Annotated in this window: 23 protein-coding genes; 10 read left to right on the top strand and 13 right to left on the bottom strand. The window is 44.1% G+C overall.

Going from position 1 to position 15,583, the window contains the following annotated elements; translation table 11 throughout:
• Positions 1-2: 2 nt before the first annotated feature.
• Both trpD and trpC read left to right on the top strand, forming a co-directional pair.
• Positions 3-1,031, top strand: coding sequence for an anthranilate phosphoribosyltransferase (gene trpD, locus AB1Y31_09950; GenBank protein ID MEW4983495.1), 1,029 nt, complete (start codon positions 3-5; stop codon positions 1,029-1,031).
• Between the two features lies 1 nt (position 1,032).
• On the top strand, positions 1,033-1,830 hold the full coding sequence (gene trpC, locus AB1Y31_09945) for an indole-3-glycerol phosphate synthase TrpC (GenBank protein ID MEW4983494.1): 798 nt from the start codon (positions 1,033-1,035) through the stop codon (positions 1,828-1,830).
• Here the strand turns inward: trpC and crp are convergent.
• Positions 1,819-2,502: a cAMP-activated global transcriptional regulator CRP gene (gene crp, locus AB1Y31_09940; protein MEW4983493.1), complete on the bottom strand. Its 684-nt coding sequence runs from the start codon at positions 2,500-2,502 to the stop codon at positions 1,819-1,821. The two genes, trpC and crp, sit on opposite strands and share 12 nt — an antisense overlap.
• Positions 2,503-2,628: 126 nt before the next feature.
• Here crp and AB1Y31_09935 point away from each other — a divergent pair, with 126 nt between their 5' ends.
• Positions 2,629-3,054 carry an OsmC family protein gene (locus AB1Y31_09935; GenBank protein ID MEW4983492.1) on the top strand — a complete coding sequence of 142 codons (426 nt, stop codon included), beginning with the start codon at positions 2,629-2,631 and terminating at the stop codon, positions 3,052-3,054.
• Positions 3,051-3,443 carry a VOC family protein gene (locus AB1Y31_09930; protein MEW4983491.1) on the top strand — a complete coding sequence of 131 codons (393 nt, stop codon included), beginning with the start codon at positions 3,051-3,053 and terminating at the stop codon, positions 3,441-3,443. The genes AB1Y31_09935 and AB1Y31_09930 overlap by 4 nt, the downstream gene beginning before the upstream one ends.
• A 70-nt stretch (positions 3,444-3,513) precedes the next feature.
• On the opposite strand, the gene AB1Y31_09925 is transcribed toward AB1Y31_09930, so the two are convergent.
• From AB1Y31_09925 to AB1Y31_09890, 8 genes are all read right to left on the bottom strand, one after another.
• Positions 3,514-3,864: a DUF3147 family protein gene (locus AB1Y31_09925; GenBank protein MEW4983490.1), complete on the bottom strand. Its 351-nt coding sequence runs from the start codon at positions 3,862-3,864 to the stop codon at positions 3,514-3,516.
• A gap of 24 nt (positions 3,865-3,888) precedes the next feature.
• Positions 3,889-4,212, bottom strand: coding sequence for a cupin domain-containing protein (locus AB1Y31_09920; protein MEW4983489.1), 324 nt, complete (start codon positions 4,210-4,212; stop codon positions 3,889-3,891).
• Between the two features lie 158 nt (positions 4,213-4,370).
• Positions 4,371-5,144, bottom strand: coding sequence for a ceramidase domain-containing protein (locus AB1Y31_09915; protein ID MEW4983488.1), 774 nt, complete (start codon positions 5,142-5,144; stop codon positions 4,371-4,373).
• A gap of 126 nt (positions 5,145-5,270) precedes the next feature.
• The gene (locus AB1Y31_09910) at positions 5,271-5,543 is read right to left on the bottom strand and encodes a TMEM165/GDT1 family protein (protein MEW4983487.1); all 273 of its coding nucleotides are present in this window, start codon (positions 5,541-5,543) and stop codon (positions 5,271-5,273) included.
• Positions 5,544-5,629: 86 nt separating this feature from the next.
• Positions 5,630-5,923 carry a HigA family addiction module antitoxin gene (locus AB1Y31_09905; GenBank protein ID MEW4983486.1) on the bottom strand — a complete coding sequence of 98 codons (294 nt, stop codon included), beginning with the start codon at positions 5,921-5,923 and terminating at the stop codon, positions 5,630-5,632.
• Complete coding sequence (locus AB1Y31_09900; protein ID MEW4983485.1) at positions 5,923-6,201, bottom strand: type II toxin-antitoxin system mRNA interferase toxin, RelE/StbE family; 279 nt, start codon at positions 6,199-6,201, stop codon at positions 5,923-5,925. Before AB1Y31_09900 ends, AB1Y31_09905 begins: the two co-directional genes overlap by 1 nt.
• 95 nt (positions 6,202-6,296) lie before the next feature.
• A complete protein-coding gene (locus AB1Y31_09895; GenBank protein ID MEW4983484.1) occupies positions 6,297-6,737 on the bottom strand; it encodes a GNAT family N-acetyltransferase in 441 nt (146 codons plus the stop codon).
• Between the two features lie 82 nt (positions 6,738-6,819).
• Positions 6,820-7,329 (bottom strand): hypothetical protein, encoded by a 510-nt coding sequence (locus AB1Y31_09890; protein ID MEW4983483.1) that lies wholly within the window; start codon positions 7,327-7,329, stop codon positions 6,820-6,822.
• A gap of 185 nt (positions 7,330-7,514) precedes the next feature.
• Between AB1Y31_09890 and AB1Y31_09885 the strand changes: the two genes are divergently transcribed.
• Entirely contained in the window at positions 7,515-7,973 is a 459-nt protein-coding gene (locus tag AB1Y31_09885; GenBank protein ID MEW4983482.1) for a hypothetical protein, read from the top strand.
• A 337-nt stretch (positions 7,974-8,310) separates the two neighbouring features.
• Here AB1Y31_09885 and bioA read toward each other — a convergent pair whose 3' ends face one another.
• The 4 genes from bioA to AB1Y31_09865 all read right to left on the bottom strand — a co-directional run bounded on the left by bioA (position 8,311) and on the right by AB1Y31_09865 (position 10,817).
• Entirely contained in the window at positions 8,311-9,600 is a 1,290-nt protein-coding gene (gene bioA / locus AB1Y31_09880) for an adenosylmethionine--8-amino-7-oxononanoate transaminase (protein ID MEW4983481.1), read from the bottom strand.
• Positions 9,601-9,606: 6 nt separating this feature from the next.
• Positions 9,607-10,248, bottom strand: a complete 642-nt coding sequence (coq7, locus tag AB1Y31_09875; protein MEW4983480.1) for a 2-polyprenyl-3-methyl-6-methoxy-1,4-benzoquinone monooxygenase — start codon at positions 10,246-10,248, stop codon at positions 9,607-9,609.
• Positions 10,249-10,318: 70 nt separating this feature from the next.
• Positions 10,319-10,519, bottom strand: a complete 201-nt coding sequence (locus tag AB1Y31_09870; GenBank protein ID MEW4983479.1) for a hypothetical protein — start codon at positions 10,517-10,519, stop codon at positions 10,319-10,321.
• A gap of 70 nt (positions 10,520-10,589) precedes the next feature.
• On the bottom strand, positions 10,590-10,817 hold the full coding sequence (locus AB1Y31_09865; GenBank protein ID MEW4983478.1) for a heterodisulfide reductase-related iron-sulfur binding cluster: 228 nt from the start codon (positions 10,815-10,817) through the stop codon (positions 10,590-10,592).
• Between the two features lie 659 nt (positions 10,818-11,476).
• Here AB1Y31_09865 and cysD point away from each other — a divergent pair.
• Genes cysD through AB1Y31_09840 form a run of 5 tightly spaced genes read left to right on the top strand, consistent with a single transcriptional unit; the run spans position 11,477 to position 15,357 of the window.
• On the top strand, positions 11,477-12,391 hold the full coding sequence (cysD, locus tag AB1Y31_09860; GenBank protein ID MEW4983477.1) for a sulfate adenylyltransferase subunit CysD: 915 nt from the start codon (positions 11,477-11,479) through the stop codon (positions 12,389-12,391).
• Positions 12,391-13,833, top strand: coding sequence for a sulfate adenylyltransferase subunit CysN (gene cysN / locus AB1Y31_09855; GenBank protein ID MEW4983476.1), 1,443 nt, complete (start codon positions 12,391-12,393; stop codon positions 13,831-13,833). Before cysD ends, cysN begins: the two co-directional genes overlap by 1 nt.
• 42 nt (positions 13,834-13,875) lie before the next feature.
• Positions 13,876-14,247: an adenylyl-sulfate kinase gene (gene cysC / locus AB1Y31_09850; GenBank protein ID MEW4983475.1), complete on the top strand. Its 372-nt coding sequence runs from the start codon at positions 13,876-13,878 to the stop codon at positions 14,245-14,247.
• Position 14,248: 1 nt separating this feature from the next.
• Positions 14,249-15,037 (top strand): 3'(2'),5'-bisphosphate nucleotidase CysQ, encoded by a 789-nt coding sequence (cysQ, locus tag AB1Y31_09845; GenBank protein ID MEW4983474.1) that lies wholly within the window; start codon positions 14,249-14,251, stop codon positions 15,035-15,037.
• An 11-nt stretch (positions 15,038-15,048) separates the two neighbouring features.
• Complete coding sequence (locus AB1Y31_09840) at positions 15,049-15,357, top strand: (2Fe-2S) ferredoxin domain-containing protein (GenBank protein ID MEW4983473.1); 309 nt, start codon at positions 15,049-15,051, stop codon at positions 15,355-15,357.
• Positions 15,358-15,583 lie beyond the last annotated feature (226 nt).

The raw sequence follows: 15,583 nt of genomic DNA, 5'->3' as shown, positions 1-15,583 counted from the left end.
TAATGGATATTAAACAGGCGCTAGAAGTGGCCATTAACCAGCAAGACCTCTCAACCGACGAGATGACCAGCGTGATGCGTCAGATCATGATGGGCGATGCAACGCCTGCGCAGATAGGCGGTTTTTTGGTGGCGTTGAGAATGAAAGGTGAGTCGTTAGATGAGATAGAAGGCGCGGCTATTGTGATGCGCGAGTTGGCGACAAAGGTGACGGTGGCTGGAAACTTCTTGGTTGATACCTGTGGTACCGGTGGAGATGGATCGGATTTATTTAATGTCTCAACCGCTAGCGCCTTTATTGTTGCAGCGGCCGGTGGACAGGTAGCGAAGCACGGCAATCGTTCGGTTTCCAGTTCAACCGGCAGCGCCGATGTGTTGGAAGCGGCAGGGGTTAATTTGAATTTAACGCCCGACCAAGTAGCGCAATGTATTCAACAGGTGGGGATCGGTTTTATGTTTGCGCCAGCCCACCATAGCGCCATGAAACACGCCATTGGCCCGCGTAAAGAGCTAGCACAGCGGACTATATTTAATATGCTAGGCCCAATGACCAATCCTGCTGCGGTAAAGTCGCAAGTGATCGGTGTGTTTAACGAAGCGCTGTGCCAGCCGATTGCCAATGTTTTACATCGCTTAGGCAGTGAACATGTGCTGGTTGTGCACGCACAAGATGGACTGGATGAAATTAGCCTGGCAACGCCGACACATATTGCCGAGCTAAAGAATGGCACTGTTCATGAGTATAAAATAACCCCCGAAGAAATGGGTATTGCGAGTCAGAGCTTAATTGGTTTGACGGTTGATAGTGCTACCGAGTCGTTGGACTTGATAAACGACGCGCTGGGCCAGCAGCAAACTGCGGAAGGCAAAAAAGCGGCAGATATGTTGGCGTTAAATGCAGGAGCCGCGTTGTATGTTTGTGGTAAGTCGGACAGTATTAAGTCGGGCGTAACGCTAGCGCTCGCAACAATTAATTCTGGCGAAGCGTTACAAAAAATAGCGGAACTAAAAGAAAAAACACTGAGCTTTTAATATGAGTGATACACCTGACGTTTTAAAAAAAATACTCGCCCGCAAGCAAGAAGAAATTGCCGATCGACTCACTCATACCTCTATCGATGAGTTAAAGCGGCAAATTGCAGAAGCCTCTGCGCCCCGCGGTTTTGTTGAATCGATTAAGCGAAAATTACAACAAGGCGAAACAGCCGTTATCGCAGAAGTAAAAAAGGCTTCGCCAAGTAAAGGTTTGTTGCGTGAGCACTTCATCCCGTCTGAGATCGCGATGAGTTATGAAGCCGGTGGAGCCGCCTGTTTATCCGTGCTAACGGATAAAGACTTTTTCCAGGGTTCTGAAGCGTATTTAAAAGAGGCGAGGGCGGCGTGTGATTTGCCGGTTATTCGTAAAGACTTTATTGTCGACCCCTATCAAGTGTATGAAGCGCGTGCGATGGGTGCGGACTGTATTTTATTGATCGTAGCCGCACTCGAGGATGATGCGTTACAAAACTTGCATCAATTGGCGACGCAGTTGGAGCTAGATGTATTGGTGGAAGTGCATGATAAGGATGAGTTGGAGCGTGCACTGCGCTTGGATTTAGCTTTAGTCGGCATCAATAATAGAAACCTAAGAACGTTTGAAACATCATTGCAAACCACGGTGGATTTATTGGATAGTATTCCAGATGACATCATTGTCGTGAGCGAAAGTGGTTTACACAAGTCTGAAGATATTGCGATGTTAAAGCAGCATAACGTGCATACCTTTTTGATTGGCGAGGCGTTTATGCGTTGTGATGATCCGGGTGAAGCGCTGAAACAGTTAATAGCCTAAGCGATCGCCTTTAACTAGGATTGTTTTGCCGTTCACTTCGATCAGGCCTTCTTCACCCATTGATTTAAGAACACGCCCCGCCATCTCGCGAGAGCAGCCAACCATCCGGCCAATGTCTTGACGGGTTACTCTAATTTGCATGCCCTCAGGGTGGGTCATTGCTTCGGGCGTTTCCGTTAAATCGATCAACGTCCTTGCGACTCGGCCGCTGACATCTAAAAAGGCGAGGTGCCCGGCTTTGCGGCTAGTCTGCAACAGGCGTTTGGCAAGTTGCCTGCCCAGTGCAGAAATAATTTCCCTGCTGTCTGCTTTGAGTTCATTATCCAGTAATGAGCTCAAGCGGTTATAGCTAATGCCTGCGAGTTGGCAAGTGGAACAAGTTTGAACACAGACGTCTCGTTTATCTCGGCTACCGTCAGGTTCAAAGAAACCGGCCTCACCAATAAAGTCACCACGGCTAAGGTTAGCGACAATAAACTCATGCCCATCTATCTCGTCAACACGAACATAAGCGGAGCCTTCAATAAAATAATATAAGGTATCGACATCATCGCCAGGTTGAATGATGTCGGTCTTATTCGGGTATTCGTGGCGATGGCAAAAGCTGATGAAACGGGCGAAGGTCTCATCGGGCATGCCAGAGAAGTTAAGGATGGGCTTTAGTTTGCTCATGGAATGAAGTGTAGCAGAGAATTCTTAAATAGCTTGCCCAGTTGAATTCGAAGGGCAGCAAAGAACAGGCCGTGAATGAATTTTGTGATATTCTTTGCAGCTAAATTTAACCAGTAGGGAATAGCGATGGATGTAAGAATAAAGTGGGTGGAAGGAGCAATGTTTCTGGGTGAGTCTGGCAGTGGGCATACCGTTGTGATGGACGGCGCGCCAGAAAATGGTGGTAGAAACCTAGGCTTGCGCCCAATGGAAATGCTGCTAACCGGCATGGGCGGCTGCACCGCGTTTGATGTAAAAATGATCTTAGATAAAGCGCGTCAAAACGTCACCGATTGTGTAGCAGAAATTCATGCAGAACGGGCAGATACCGTGCCAGCCGTGTTCACAAAAATCCATGTGCATTTTATTATTTCAGGCAAAGGCTTAACGGAAAAAGCCGTGGCGCGTGCGGTGAACTTATCTGCCGAAAAATATTGTTCGGCATCAATTATGCTCAGCAAAGCCGTAGAGATAACGCACGACTATGAAATTATTGACGTAGATGCCGAATGAAACGCCCTAACCCCACCACCGGCCTTCGGCACGTCGCACTGAATGTGCGCGACCTAGCCGCCAGTGAATATTTTTATGTTGAGCTCATGGGCATGGCGGTGGAGTGGCGACCCGATGCCGATAATGTTTACCTAACGTCAGGGAATGATAATTTGGCCCTACACGTTGTAAACGGCGAGCAAAGCGGGGTGCCAACGCTAGACCATATAGGCTTTTTTCTAGATACAGAAGAGGACGTAGATGAGTGGTTTGCCTTTCTAACGCATCACAACATTAAAATGAAAACGCAACCACGTAAGCACCGCGATGGCGCAAAAAGTTTTTATTGTTATGACCCTGAAGGTATTACCGTGCAGATTATTTGCCACCCACCGTTGATTGGGAAGTAGAGGCGCAGCTTAGACCAAACGCGCACATCAGCTTGCGGCGGTTGGGCTGACCATGCGTGTTAGACGGCACTCACAGTTCTACTCCAAAATAACCTAAAGCGGTGATCATAAGCCAATAACAGCCAACGGTAAGCCCTATTGAAATTCCCATACTGAGGTAAAAGTTTAAACCCTGTTTCAGTAGTAACGGTAATGCCAAAAATAAAGCCAAGGAAGGAATGACAAGCCAAAAGACGCTGATCGAAAGATTGCTAATCTTTGAAATATCTTTGGTGTCTATATAAAGCCAGGTCATCGCCAGTACCGAGATCAATGGAATAGAGGTCAAGATGGCGCCAACAAAGCTGCTGCGCTTGGCAACCTCGGAAATCAAGACAATTAAAATTGTAGTGATGGCAATTTTGATTAGATAGTAAGCCAATGTATCACCTCCGTGCTGTTTGGATTAGTAGTGAATAGCAAGCCATATCGTTTCTACCTCAGGGTCGGTCCACGTCACTTTATGCTTCGTGTTCGCCGGTATATTTAAATGTGAGCCTGCAATAAGGTTAAATTCAGCGCCATCTCTAAATGCAATGACGGCCTCTCCTTTTAGAACAACGACCCACTCATCTTGTTCTTGGTCATACCATCCTGATTTCGGGGAACGGTGACCTTTGGAAATTATCCTCTCTACCTTAACCTTTTCATTTTGAATAAGTAGGTCAAAAACCTCATCATCGAGATTGTCAGGGATAGATTGGAACAGGTTGCCTAATTTTATATCCATGCGACTATTTATCTAGGCACATAAGGCTTTAGGAAAGGCACGCGCGTTTTGAGATAACGTAGAGATTTCTAATTTTAGCTCTTCATTCATATTTATTTTAATTCTCAGCTTTCATTTTATACAGAGCATAGTGCAAAGCTACGTTGTTAAACGTATGGTTAGGCTTTTTCTCGATCGTTATATGACAATAATAGTAAATATACGCCAAATGCTGCCGCGATATGTTTAATGGAGTGGCCACTAATAAAAAATAAAGCATTGTAAATATGGGCATCAAAATACTCTAATAATTTGGCCAGCACGTAAGCTAACAACAATAACCAGTAACCTTTATTGTTTGTGAATGTTGGTTTAAAGAGTAAAAGCATTAACGGCATTACTAATACCGGTAGAAATTGAACCAAGAAATATAATCGTAAATCTCCAGCATGCTGACGTTCGGTGATGAGCCAGTAATATACAGAGTACGCACCAACCATAATTAGCGGCCACAGTAGTATTTTCCCAAGTTTTGGAAAAGTGAACTCACTTATAACAATTGAAAATAGTGACATGAAAGCAATAGTCAGCGGTAGGCGATCCCAGACCAGTGTCTCGTTGCTTGGCAAGAGGTGATAATAAGATGATCCAACTGCTACCATTGAAACACCAAGAAAAAACAATGAATAGGCGATTTTAAACTCATTGATTAATGCTGCTTTTTTAGAATAATAAATACTATAAAGCCCTAGACCGCCGACTAATAAGAATGGAAGGTTAGAGATGACGTTCCAGAAATTAGGGATACCAAAAAATATTCTTTGATCCACAAATTCGTGGTATTCAGGGTTTTGCTCGATTGGATCGAGCGAAAAAACTATTAATATTGCGATAGTTGAAATAAAGGTTACAGCGATATAACCTGCTTTTTTATACGTTGTAATATATGGCATGATTTTTAAAGCCTAACGTTCGAATTAACCAGCGTGCTAGGGGAGTAAGGGGTTTTTTAAAAGCCTCTCTCCCCTCAAAATGAACATAAAAAACTGACTTTTAACCGCAGTCAATTGTTATGTGCTTTACGCATTGTATAAAGTAAAAATACCAATTCCGATAAAACCCGCACCAGCAACATAGTGCAGGTGTTTTTCATTTATGTATTCGGATAATAAAGTACCGGCAAGAACACCAAGAGCTGAAGCTACAATGAGAGCAGCAGAAGCAGCAAAAAAAACGGTGTATTTGCTTACCTCTTTATCTGTGGCAAATAGCATGGTAGCTAGCTGAGTTTTATCACCCAGCTCAGCGATGAATACCGCCCCAAATATTGTTAAAAATACCTTCCAATCCATATATTGCCTCTATTTAATTGACACATAACGCCTCACTTCAGCTGACGTAAAAAGTGACGCTTTTTATGGTCAGCTGGAAGAGCTTATCATGCGACATTAAGATGAACTTTTTGAACACTACTAAGCTTAATGTGCTTTCTTGCCTGCCATAAATCATATGAATCTTGCATAGAAAGCCAGCTCTCAGGGCTACGGCCTAGTGCCTTGGAAAGGCGAAGCGCCATTTCTGGACTAATACCACTTTGAGTTTTTAAAACTCTATTGAGAGTAGATGCAGCCACATTGAGTTTCCCCGCTAAATAACGGCAACTTAGACCAAATGGCTCCATGTATGTAGCTTGTATAAACTCACCTGGATGAGGCGGATTGTGCATAACCATTAGTGATAATCCTCGTAGTTTACGATATAAATATTGCCGTCGGAAAACTTAAAAGTAATGCGCCAATTTGCATTTACAGTAATTGACCAGCAACCCTTGAAATTACCTTTTAGCTGATGTAACCGATAGCCTGCGATATCAAGATCTTCAATGAGTTGGGCGGTATCTAGTGCAATAAGCTGCATACGTATTTTCTTTGCATGCTTTGCTTGAATGCCTTTTGTGTTACCAGAGCAATAGAATTTTTCTAGGCCTTTATGTTTGAAGGACTTGATCATTTGCAGAGTGTAGCATGTTGCGCAACATCATCAAGACGCATAACGTTTTTAATAAAGCGCGCGGGTCTTTTTCCGCGTCGCCTTTGATTATTTTGTTATGTGTTGTATGTATAAAAGTACCATGTGCTCTTACCCGTATCTAGTGAGTCATAAAGTTTTTGTGCTTGCTCATTATCTGGTGCAGTTACCCATTGTAGCCTTGATGCACCATTTGATTTTGCAAAATCCCTGCAATGCTCGACGAGTTGTTTACCAATACCTTTGCCTCTCATTTCCGGCAATGTATACAAGTCATTTAATATGGCAACTTTAACCGCAAGAGTGGATGAATATGTGAAAAACACCGTGGCAAAACCGACAGCCTTAGAGTTATTGCGGAATATAAATTGACAACCAAAGGGGCTGGTTTCGCCAAACTGCGAAAAGAACTCTTTGTTTTTTGAGTCTGATATATCTGCTACTTTATAAAACTCTTGGTATTTCCTGATTAAAGGCAATGCCTCATCAACGTTTTTGTTGGATACGAATTCAATCATTAAACTTTCCTAAGACACATAACGCCTTACTTCAGCTGACGTAAAAAAAGTGACGCTTTTTACGGTCAGATGCAAGTTTTTGTTAGCCGTTTGTTGATGTGATGATATAGCCATTTGATTTTGCTTTTTCTATAAAACCGTTAATGTTAGCAACACCCCATTCAGTGCATATAACAATATCACAATCTTTTAAACCGATAACTTCTTTTACAAAATGTCGTTTGTGGCTTTTGGTTTCGTATTTCTTTTGAATACCTTGAAGCTCATTAAATACGCCTATGGATCCTTGAAGCTCTTTTGGAAATGCTTTAGCTAAGCTATCAAATGTTGTTTTTGGATTGCTAGAAACAAAATCTTTGATAATAGCTAAGACTAACTTTCCTTTGCCATACTTTTGATTTTTAAATGAATATTTTGTCGTATCTCTTTTTTTAACCGCATCATCGGCTAGTGGGATATTCGATGTTTTTGCATCTATACCTTCAAAGTGATTAAGTAATGTCTCAATTACGTTTGCTGGTGTATCAAAGCCTTTTGCATGTTGTTCTAGGCGCGAAAATAAAACTTCTGGGATTCTGATTACTGGACTCATGATTAAACCTCATTAACTAAATTACATGTAACATGATAACGTGTAATTTAGTTAATGCAAGGCCATTGTCGGATTTGATACGGCTAACGCTTAATTTAAAGGGCGCGAGTGTCTTTTCGCGTCCATTTTGAAATTGTTTGTTATGCTAGTATATTTGAGGTAGTAGTAATTCAGGTGATATTGGCATGGAATTTATTAATAAAAAGCTGGCTTTAGTGGTTTCTATATATGAGGCTATTACATATCTCTTTGCAAGAGATTTCAACATAGTAATAACCAGCGTATTAGAAACTTACCAAGCCTCTCTAATGGAGATAACTATGCCGTTGTGGGAAGTGGTACTACTGATTATTACGCCTGTTTGTTTAATTGCACTATGGGATTACAGGCACCTGATTAAGAAGAAAAAGGTTAAACCGATTGAATTAAATAAGCTAGACCAAGATGTAATGGAGTATTTTCTGGGAGCGTCTGAGTTAGAGAAATTTACTGCTGATACTGTTGCTGAAGAACTAGATACCTCTATCCCAGATATGAGAAAAACACTTGTTTGGCTTGATAAGCATAGTTTAGTTGAGAAAGACTACGAAGGCTACTATATCTCCAATAAGGGGGTGCTCGCCTACAGAGCCTTGGGAGCATAACTTGTTATTAACAGGAATCATAATTCCCTTTAATTTCCTTATATAGCGGGAACAAAATTCCTGTTAATACGATAATCAAGCATAAACCGGGAATTTGACGACGCTATATACTCTTAAAATAACATAGTTCCTGTTAACGGTTTTTTGGTTTTGCTCCGGCTGTTTAAAGGTGGGGCTAATTAATAATACTGGCTGCTTTTTATCTAAAGACGGTTGGGTCGTAAAAGCCTGAGTGATTCTGACTGAGCGCTAAACTCGCCTAAAAGGTAGGTTCGTACAACGCGTTCATCACCAAAAAAACAGATTTTAAGGCGCGGTAGAGAGGTGTTTGAGGGTGTTAATTGATTTCTGAGGTGACTTGTTCCATTGCCGATGTCACTTTGGATAAATCGGCGCTATTCATAACATACGGCGGCATTACATACACGAGATGTGCGAAGGGGCGTACCCATACGCCTAGTTCTACAAAACGCGGTTGCATCCAGTGAATATCAATCGGTTTGTGCAGTTCTATGACGCCAATAGCGCCTTTTACGCGCACGTCTTTAACGGCGTTGAATGCGCGGCAAGGTTCCAGTTGTTGTTGGAGTTGGTTTTCTATATTGCTAATGCGTTGTTGCCAAGGTGAATTGAGCAGTTGTTTTAAGCTGGCATTGGCAACGGCGCAAGCCAGCGGGTTGGCCATAAAGGTGGGGCCGTGCATGAGGGTGGGGTGCTGGCCGCTACCAATGCCGTTGGCGACTTTGCTGGAGCATAGAGTGGCGGCTAGGCTCAGGTAACCGCCGGTGAGTGCTTTTCCAACACATAAAATATCGGGGGCAATGTCGGCTTGTTGGTAGGCGAATAATGACCCTGTACGGCCAAATCCGGTGGCTATTTCATCAACAATGAGCAGTACGTTATATTCATCGCATAATGCGCGAACTTTTTTTAGATACGCGGCGCTATAAAAACGCATGCCGCCTGCGCCTTGAACCAGTGGTTCTAAAATAACGGCTGCAATGGTTGATTGGTTTTCTTTTAGCAGGCGTTCAAAATCCTCAATGGCCTCAGCGTCGTAGTGTTCTTGTTCAAAGCACGTGGGGCTTTTGGCAAATAAATGCTTGGCCAGTACGTCATTAAATAAATGGTGCATGCCGTTGTCTGGGTCGCACACTGCCATCGCGCCGAAGGTGTCGCCGTGGTAGCCATTTTTTATGGTTAATAAACGCTGCTTTTGGGGTTGATCTTGCGATGCCCAATATTGAATGGCCATTTTAATGGCGACCTCAACGGAGACGGAACCGGAGTCTGCAAAGAACACATGCTGTAAATCATCGTGGGTGATGTCGATGAGTGTTTTGGCTAAGTCAATGGCTGGTTGATGCGTTAGGCCGCCGAACATTACGTGCGACATGGCGGCGAGCTGCTCGGTAATGGCTGCGTTTAAGGCGGGGTGGTTGTAGCCATGAATAGCCGCCCACCACGATGACATGCCATCAATTAATTCACGGCCATCGGCCAGAGTTAGGCGAACACCCGATGCGGACTGAATAGGGAAAACTGGGGTTGGGTGGTTCAGACTGGTGTAGGGGTGCCAGATGTGTTGTTTGTCAAATTCGACAAGGGAATTCCAGTCCTTATTCACGCGGGGTTAAATCCTAAAGGATGCTTTTGTCATTATTTTAGAGACCAATTGCATGCCTTGCTTAATGGGTTCAGGTAACTCAGCGGCACCTTGCTCAACCGCGGTGGTTGCGTGTTGATTTTCGTCTTTATGCATTTGTTCAAGGATGGCGCGTGTCTTATGGTCTGCGTCGGGTAGTTGGTCTAAATGGCTATCAATATGACGAACGACTTGCCTTTCAGTTTCGGCCAAGAAGCCAAGGCTCCACTTATCTCCAGCCAGCCCAGCGGTGGCACCAATGGCTAAAGAGCCTATGTACCACAAGGGGTCTAGAATGCTGGTTTGTTGGCCAAGCTGGTTGACGCGTTTTTTACACCAAGCCAAGTGATCATTTTCTTCTTCAGCGGCTTGCTTTAGTTGTTCTTGAATCTCTTTGTTGCGAGCAGTCAGCGATTGGCCTTGGTACAGAGCTTGAGCCGCCACTTCGCCGGCATGATTAACGCGCATGAGTTGGGCGGATAATTTAGCTTCATCATCGTTTAATTCGGTGTCGTTAGCTGCATCGGCGGGGTCGCTTCGGCCGGTTGTTTTTGCGTGCCCAGCCAGTGTGCGGATCACTCGATCGAGGTGATCGATGAGCGTGTCGGCAGGTGAATAAGCTCTTTGCATGGTTAAACCTTTAGTTGTTGTGCCAGTAATGATACCGGATGTAAGGCGTCGGTGTTAAGCCCTGCTTGCTTTAATCACGCGCGCAGCCGATATGGCTGGTTAGCAAGTAATCTGTTGGCTGTTGATTTACGGGCGCTAACGCTTTGCCGCGTAACGTGTTAGCCGTTTTTTTGTGGTTGAGCATGTAGCTGCCGGCAGCGCCACAGTAGGCTTGCTCAGCCTCAAAGCTGTTGATGGTTAATTCGCCGATATGAGTTAATAAAGTGGATATGTAGGTGCTTTTTGATGGTGCGTTTTTAAATGTGCAGGGCGTGTGTAGCCACGCCGACGCGTTAAGGAATTCAAAGGATAGTCTTTGCTAAAAAGGGTGCAATAAAATCACTGATGTTGTCGGATAGTGGGTGATCATATTCGGCCAGCGTAGAGCCGCAGCCGCTGGCGAGTGTGATAATGGCGTCATAGCTGTTGCCTGAAAAGACTGCGTCGTTTTGTTGCGCCAGTTCAAGGTAGTGACTTTTCTTGCCAGCGTGTAAATCAATGGCGCTGCAGCAACGTTGGTTTTTGGGAATAGTGATGTCAAAACCGCAATATTGCAGTAGATAGAGACTGTTTTGATCGTTTTTGAGTCGATAACTTCACTAGCGCAACCGGTGAACAGGGCCACGTGACCGCACTCCAAAAGAGCTCGCTGATGCGTATTTTTCACGAAGGTTGTTGCTAACAATGTTCTTCGGTAGATAATGGTTAAGCGGTAAGGGTGATTTGTTGAAAGCTAAATGTTGGTAGCTGCGTAGTAGCGTGTTTAAGCTTATTCGGTGTTGCCTGGTTAAAAGCTTAATAGCTGAACGCTCGAGAAAATCAGCGTATTATTACGTGTTACAGCGGTTTCACTGCGAAAATCATTGACCAGACGGGCGTAAGGAACCTCGGCTGGGCACATGCTTTCGCAGGCTCGGCAAGTTAGGCAATATCAATATGTTGGCTGAGCTTGTCAGAGAGCTTGAGGTGGCCTTCCGACCAGCCTTGAATAAGCGCTAAGCGCCCGCGTGGAGATTCATTTTCGTTTTTGCTAAGGGTGTACGTGGGGCAGGATGGCAGGCATAATCCGCACTTAACTCAAAGACCTTTATCAGAAAAGTTATTTTGTGCTGGCAAAGCAATAAAATAAGTAAAGTGATTGAGAATTCATTATAATTAAATATTATATATTCTATTTAAAAGAAACATTATGGTTATAAGTAAAAAGCAATTGACGCACTTAAAGCGGCTAGAAGCGGAGTCTGTTCATATTATGCGTGAGGTGATTGCCGAGTTTGATAACCCGGCGATGCTGTACAGCGTGGGTAAAGATTCATCGGTGATGCTGCACTTGGCGCAAAAAGCATTTTATCCGGCTAAGCCACCGTTTCCATTGGTACACGTGGATACGCAGTGGAAGTTTAAAGAAATGATCGAGTTTCGTGATAAGCGTGCGAAAGAAGTGGGCATGGAATTAGTGGTGTATATCAACCCGAAAGGCGAAGAGTTGAATATTTCCCCATTCGAACACGGTTCATCGATGCACACAGACATCATGAAAACCGAAGGCTTGCGTCAGATGCTGGATATTTACCAATACGATGCGGTATTCGGTGGAGCAAGGCGCGATGAGGAAAAGTCACGCGCGAAAGAGCGTATTTATTCTTTCCGTGATAAACACCATCGTTGGGACCCAAAGGCGCAGCGTCCCGAATTATGGGATACCTACAATGGTCGCCACGCAAAAGGCGAGTCGATTCGGGTGTTTCCATTGTCGAATTGGACTGAGCTTGATATTTGGCAATATATCTATTTAGAAGGTATACCGATTCCTGATTTGTATTTCGCTAAAGAGCGTCCAGTGGTCGAGTACGGCGGTACCAAAATTATGGTCGATGATGATCGTATGCCTGAAGAATTACGGGCTAAAGCGGTGATGGAAAAAGTACGTTTTAGAACGTTGGGTTGTTACCCGCTAACGGGTGCGGTTGAGTCGAAGGCAGAGACCTTGCCTGAGATTATTCAAGAGATGCTGCTGACTAAAGTGTCAGAACGTCAGGGTAGATTGATCGATCACGATGAATCAGGCTCTATGGAAAAGAAAAAGATAGAAGGGTATTTCTAATGGCTATTGAACAAAACAAACTCATCGAATCGGATATCGAGGCGTACCTCCACCAGCACGAAAATAAAGAGCTATTGCGTTTTATTACCTGCGGTAGCGTGGATGACGGCAAAAGCACCCTCATTGGGCGTCTGCTACATGACAGCAAAATGATTTTCGAAGATCAACTGGCGGCGATTCATCAAGACTCTAAAAAACACGGCACGACCGGCGAAAGCATTGATTTGGCGTTATTGGTAGACGGCTTGCAATCAGAAAGAGAGCAAGGGATTACCATTGACGTGGCGTACCGCTTTTTCGCCACCGATAAACGTAAATTCATCATCGCTGACACCCCAGGCCATGAGCAATATACCCGTAATATGGCTACTGGCGCATCAACCGCCGACCTAGCGATTATTCTTATCGATGCGCGCTATGGTGTGCAGACACAAACGCGCCGTCACAGTTATATCACTCACCTGCTCGGTATTAAAAATATCGTTGTGGCGGTGAATAAAATGGATTTGGTTGACTTTAGTGAGCAGCGATTTAACGAGATAAAAGCAGAGTATCAAGCCTTTGCAAAAGGCCTTGGCATTGTTGACCCGGTGTTTGTACCGGTCTCCGCTTTAACCGGCGACAATGTGGTTAACGCCAGTGAGAATATGGCTTGGAATACCGATGCACCGTTAATGGAGCAACTAAACACAATTCCACTTGAAGACACGGTTAATTTAGAAAATTTCCGCTTGCCGGTTCAGTATGTCAATCGTCCGCACCTGGATTTCCGAGGGTTTTGCGGCACGATAGCGGCTGGCACGATTAAAGTGGGTGATCACGTGACCGTATTGCCTTCAAAGAAGACCTCCATTGTTAAGCAAGTGATTCAACCGGCAGTCGCTGAACAAGACATGACCATTGATGAAGCTTTTGCGCCAATGGCCATCACCCTGACGTTAGAGGATGAAGTGGACATTAGCCGTGGTGACATGATTGTTAAAACGACGGATATTCCAGAATTATCTGACCAGCTAGAAGTCACCATGGTGTGGATGAACGAAGAGGCGATGCAAACAGGTGTCGACTACCTCATTAAAAGAGCTAGCAACGTAGTGCCGGGCCGCTTTAATAGCATCGACCACAAGATTGATGTTAATACCTTAGAAAAAATTGAAACAAGCGAATTGCAACTGAATGAAATTGCGCAGTGTCAGCTTTCACTAAAGCAAACCATAGCGTTTGATGCCTATACCGATGTAAAAGGAACAGGCAGCTTTATCGTGATTGATAAGTACACGAATGCAACATTAGCGGCAGGTATGATTCAAGGTAAATCTGACGTGACAACGCAAAAAGCATCAGCAAAAGAGTACAGCGCTTTTGAGAAAGAGCTTAATGCATTGGTAAGAGAACAATTTCCAGAGTGGGGTTGTCGCTCGATAGATGACTTGTTGTCATAGACGCTTTGCAAGTAAGCCAGTGATGCCATTACTCCGCACGGGGTGAAAGGAGATCGCGTAGAAAATATTCGTCGCGTGGGTGAAGTGGCCAATCTATTTTGTGATTCAGGCTTAGTCGTTGTGACCGCGTTTATCGCACCGTTTGAAAAAGATGGAGAAATGGTGCGCAAGGTGGCGATGGCAGGTCAATTTGTTGAAGTCTTTATAGACGTTCCGCTAAGTGTTTGTGAACAAAGGGACCCTAAGGGGCTGTATAAGAAAGCCCGCGCCGGAGAAATTAAAGATTTCACGGGCATAGATTCGCCTTACGAAGTGCCAGTTAATCCAGAGTTTCACGTTATAAACGATGGTATCAGCATTGAACAAGCTGCAACTCAGGTGGTCGACTACCTTAAGCAACACGCATCTATCTAACATGATTAATAAAATAGACGTACAAGACGTGGTGGCGCTGGCGAAAAAAGCGGGCGATGCCATTATGGTTATTTACCAAAAAGACTTCGATATTGAGTTTAAGGCAGATAAGTCGCCATTAACGGAAGCGGATAAAGCAGCTCATGCGATTATAGGAAAAGGTTTAAAAGCCTTGGATCAAGCAAATCAAACAGACATTCCAATCATGTCGGAAGAAGGGAAGGGTATCCCATATGAAGAAAGGGAAAACTGGGAGTATTTCTGGGTGGTCGACCCAGTGGATGGTACCAAAGAGTTTATTAAAAAGAATGGCGAGTTCACGGTCAATATTGCTCTAATACATAAAGGTGCTCCTGTTCTAGGTGTTGTTTATGCGCCTGCGCTAAACCAAATGTATTGGGCTAAAAAAGGTGAGGGGGCTTTTAAGGGTGGCAAGCAGCTACCCTTAAAAAAGGCCGACCAACGCGAAGTGTATAAAATAGTGGCGAGCCGCTCGCACATGTCTGATGAGACGAAAGCATATATTGATGTAATAGAAACGGATAAACAGAAAGAGCTGGTTTCGATAGGCAGTTCTTTAAAGATCTGTTTGGTTGCCGAAGGAGAAGCGGATATTTACCCGCGATTAGGCCCAACAATGGAATGGGACGCGGCCGCTGCTCACGCGGTAATAGTTGAAGCGGGAATGGAAGTGAAGCGGTATGAAAATGGGCAAACCTTAGGCCAGCTTTCGTATAACAAGCCCAATTTATTAAACCCGTTTTTTATTGCATCTACACTCACTCAATAGCGTTTCCACTTATGCCTTACTACAAACAACATGTTTTCTTTTGCACGAACCAACGAACCGACGGGCGCGCCAGTTGCCAAGATCATAATGCGCAAGAACTGCGTGATTATCTGAAGAAGAAAGTTAAAGAGGCGGGCTTGGCGGGGCCTGATGGAGTGAGAGTAAATAATGCCGGTTGTTTAGATCGTTGTGGACAGGGCCCCGTGCTGGTTATTTACCCAGAGGAGACGTGGTATCAGTATAAAAGCAAAGAAGATATTGATGAGATTTTTGAGCAGCATATAAAAAATAACGAACAAGTTGATCGTTTATTAATTTAGAAGTTAATAATGAGGACCAATGATCAACAAGCGCAAATCATTGTAGAAAAGTTGAAGAGGTCTTGCCGAATACCAAGCAGATTTTATTATTTGACTCACGAGTGGATGGCGTTGATGTAAAACGGTTAGTCTTAGCGATGAGGGTTTCCCTTAAAGCGCTCAAGTACTTGGGCTATTCTGATTGATAAGTATTTTATGTTTTGTTGCTTGCTATAACCCAGTTATG

The sequence above is a fragment of the Cycloclasticus sp. genome, assembly GCA_040743155.1.
GTDB lineage: Bacteria > Pseudomonadota > Gammaproteobacteria > Methylococcales > Cycloclasticaceae > Cycloclasticus.
The sequence above is the reverse complement of the archived record's forward strand: the minus strand, read 5'-3'. Positions and strand labels throughout refer to the sequence as shown.

What these genes read in the sequence shown, in the direction of transcription:
- trpD (MEW4983495.1), top strand. Translation starts at nt 3, where the DNA reads ATGGATATTAAACAGGCGCTAGAAGTGGCCATTAACCAGCAAGACCTC.
- trpC (MEW4983494.1), top strand. Translation starts at nt 1,033, where the DNA reads ATGAGTGATACACCTGACGTTTTAAAAAAAATACTCGCCCGCAAGCAA.
- crp (MEW4983493.1), bottom strand. Translation starts at nt 2,502, where the DNA reads ATGAGCAAACTAAAGCCCATCCTTAACTTCTCTGGCATGCCCGATGAG.
- AB1Y31_09935 (MEW4983492.1), top strand. Translation starts at nt 2,629, where the DNA reads ATGGATGTAAGAATAAAGTGGGTGGAAGGAGCAATGTTTCTGGGTGAG.
- AB1Y31_09930 (MEW4983491.1), top strand. Translation starts at nt 3,051, where the DNA reads ATGAAACGCCCTAACCCCACCACCGGCCTTCGGCACGTCGCACTGAAT.
- AB1Y31_09920 (MEW4983489.1), bottom strand. Translation starts at nt 4,212, where the DNA reads ATGGATATAAAATTAGGCAACCTGTTCCAATCTATCCCTGACAATCTC.
- AB1Y31_09915 (MEW4983488.1), bottom strand. Translation starts at nt 5,144, where the DNA reads ATGCCATATATTACAACGTATAAAAAAGCAGGTTATATCGCTGTAACC.
- AB1Y31_09910 (MEW4983487.1), bottom strand. Translation starts at nt 5,543, where the DNA reads ATGGATTGGAAGGTATTTTTAACAATATTTGGGGCGGTATTCATCGCT.
- AB1Y31_09905 (MEW4983486.1), bottom strand. Translation starts at nt 5,923, where the DNA reads ATGGTTATGCACAATCCGCCTCATCCAGGTGAGTTTATACAAGCTACA.
- AB1Y31_09900 (MEW4983485.1), bottom strand. Translation starts at nt 6,201, where the DNA reads ATGATCAAGTCCTTCAAACATAAAGGCCTAGAAAAATTCTATTGCTCT.
- AB1Y31_09895 (MEW4983484.1), bottom strand. Translation starts at nt 6,737, where the DNA reads ATGATTGAATTCGTATCCAACAAAAACGTTGATGAGGCATTGCCTTTA.
- AB1Y31_09890 (MEW4983483.1), bottom strand. Translation starts at nt 7,329, where the DNA reads ATGAGTCCAGTAATCAGAATCCCAGAAGTTTTATTTTCGCGCCTAGAA.
- AB1Y31_09885 (MEW4983482.1), top strand. Translation starts at nt 7,515, where the DNA reads ATGGAATTTATTAATAAAAAGCTGGCTTTAGTGGTTTCTATATATGAG.
- coq7 (MEW4983480.1), bottom strand. Translation starts at nt 10,248, where the DNA reads ATGCAAAGAGCTTATTCACCTGCCGACACGCTCATCGATCACCTCGAT.
- cysD (MEW4983477.1), top strand. Translation starts at nt 11,477, where the DNA reads ATGGTTATAAGTAAAAAGCAATTGACGCACTTAAAGCGGCTAGAAGCG.
- cysN (MEW4983476.1), top strand. Translation starts at nt 12,391, where the DNA reads ATGGCTATTGAACAAAACAAACTCATCGAATCGGATATCGAGGCGTAC.
- cysQ (MEW4983474.1), top strand. Translation starts at nt 14,249, where the DNA reads ATGATTAATAAAATAGACGTACAAGACGTGGTGGCGCTGGCGAAAAAA.
- AB1Y31_09840 (MEW4983473.1), top strand. Translation starts at nt 15,049, where the DNA reads ATGCCTTACTACAAACAACATGTTTTCTTTTGCACGAACCAACGAACC.